Source organism: Bradyrhizobium sp. 87 (assembly GCF_023073015.1).
Lineage (GTDB): Bacteria > Pseudomonadota > Alphaproteobacteria > Rhizobiales > Xanthobacteraceae > Bradyrhizobium > Bradyrhizobium canariense_D.
Genome location: NZ_JADPIQ010000054.1, coordinates 1 through 2,134 on the forward strand (window position 1 = coordinate 1; position 2,134 = coordinate 2,134).

Consider the following 2,134-nt stretch of genomic DNA (forward strand, 5'->3'; position numbering starts at 1 on the left):
GGCGACGGTGCGCACAGCCCGTTTGCGACCGCGCTCCTCAATCATTTGGCGACACCGGGCCTCGACCTTCGCCTGACGCTTGGCCGGGTTCGCGACGAGGTGCTCAAGAGCACGGGGCGGCGGCAGGAGCCCTTCGTCTACGGATCGCTCGGCGGCGACACCGTGGCGCTGGTGCCGCTGATTGCCCCAAAGGTCGATCCGGACGCGGAGTCCCAGCGAGACTACGAATTTGCGGCGCAGATCGGCACAAGGGAGGCGTGGACCTCGTTTCTCGGCGTTCACGGTAGCGGCCCCTACGCTGTGTCTGCTCATGCGGCCCTCGACAAGCTGGATGCGGCGGAGAAGGCCCGTGAAAAGGCAGACCTGCTGAGGCGGCAAGCCGAACAGCAAGCCAGGCAGAAGAACGAGGATGTCAAGAAGCAGATCGAGGAGCAGGCTGCGCGCCAGGCCGAGCAGGCGAAGCTCCAGGTCTCAGAACAGGCCCGGCGCGATCTGGAGAAGGAGCGCCAACGCATCGCCGAGCAGGCCAAGCGCGAGCTCGACGATGCCCGGCGGCAGGTTGCGGAGGCGCGCCGGCAGGCGGAGGATGCGGCCCTTCAGGTCGAGCAGGCAAAGAAGCAGGCCGCGCTGGACGCGCAGCAGCAGATCGAGGCCGCAAGGCGCGAACAGGAACAGCGCGAGCGGGAGCGACAGGCCACACTCGCCGCGCTAACTCCGCCGGCTGCGCCTGCCCCTGCGTCGGTTGTCGTGCCGGCAATGGATCCGGCGGATATTGCACGCCTGCTCCAGGCCCATCTGAAGCGCGTCGGCTGCGATCCCGGGACCACCGACGGTGCCTGGACGGCGCCGTCGCAAAAGGCGCTCGACAATTTCAACCGAAACGCCGGCACCAGATTCGACGTCAAAGTTGCCAGCCTCGATGCGCTCGATGCGGTGCGCGGCCGGCCCGATCGTGTCTGTCCGCTGGTGTGCGCCAAGGGACAAAAGGCAGAAGGCGATCGTTGCGTCCAGATCGTCTGCGACGGCAATGACGTGCTGGATGCCCAGAGCACGTGCCGCCGGCGTCCCGATCCGCCGCCGCAGAAGCCAAAGGCGGTATCGCGCCAGGAGCCGAGCCCGCGCGGTCGCGCACGTCCGTCCGGCGGAGCCGATTCATGCGGAGGCAGCTGTGAGGGTGATTGAGACCGGTGCCGAGAGCACGGTGCTTCGGCAGCTCACAGGCTGGGAACGACGTTGACGTTGACTTTCAGATTCAGGAACGTGCGCTTGCCGGCGCCGTCCTCGAAGTAGAGTCTGCTCTCGAAATGGTCGCTGCCGGTAAAGCCGGAATTCGGCCGGTACACAGCCTTCGTCGAGTTGACCAGGCTGTAAGATCCGTTCGCCGGAGAGACGACGACGTCCTGGCCCACGAACGGACCCAGGGATTGGAAATTGAACCCGCAACCGCGGTCTTGCGCGACCCGCATCGGGATGACGACATTACAACCCTGGCAGATGTTGAAATGCGGGCGACGGCAAGCTGCGTTGGCATTCAAGCCGTGGGCGTTTCCGTAGCTCTTGTAGCCCGGGCGCATCTTGTCGGCGCTCGCAGTGCCGGAAAGAAGCAACGAGGCGCTGGTTACAATCGACAATACAACTGTCATGAAAGGACGGATCATTCTGAAAACCCCTTGGCGGCCAACGAAGCAAAAGCGATTTATGCCGACATAGAAGCTCAAGCGCCCCGGGGAGGCAAGTATCTGCGGAAGGTTGCTGGACAGCTTCCCAATGCCATGCCCCTTCCACTATCATTTCGAACAGGGAGTCGCCCGGCAGGACACTGCGCGGCGGCAACCGTCTCGCCTGACGGCCGGGCCTGATGTGTGATCGATGGCACAGACCCGAGGGCGGACCGCTATCGAAATAGTACTCATATCGATTGCAGCCACATTGCTGACGCGTGGAGCGAAGCCTGCATCATGATCCGATTGAGCCCTTCAGTCCCGATGTTGCGTTCAAGCCGGTTGGTCTGCCGGCTTGCGCTGTCGATGTTGTGGATGCTGGCAGCGGCGACGACCGCGCAGGCCGACAAGCGAGTGGCGCTGGTCCTTGGTGTGTCCAACTACCAGAGCGTCGCGCGGCTGGCCAATCCCGA

At 64.2% G+C, this 2,134-nt stretch carries 1 protein-coding gene and 1 pseudogene; one reads left to right on the plus strand and one right to left on the minus strand.

What is annotated here, in order from left to right; translation table 11 throughout:
- Window positions 1–1,182, plus strand: a pseudogene (locus IVB50_RS13980) (hypothetical protein); the annotation flags it as partial.
- Window positions 1,183–1,214: 32 nt separating this feature from the next.
- Here the strand turns inward: IVB50_RS13980 and IVB50_RS13985 are convergent.
- Window positions 1,215–1,658, minus strand: a complete 444-nt coding sequence (locus tag IVB50_RS13985; RefSeq protein WP_204512507.1) for a hypothetical protein — start codon at window positions 1,656–1,658, stop codon at window positions 1,215–1,217.
- Window positions 1,659–2,134: the final 476 nt, after the last annotated feature.

Bases quoted from the DNA above. Each gene is read 5' to 3' on its own strand.
- IVB50_RS13985 (WP_204512507.1), bottom strand. From the start codon at position 1,658: ATGATCCGTCCTTTCATGACAGTTGTATTGTCGATTGTAACCAGCGCC.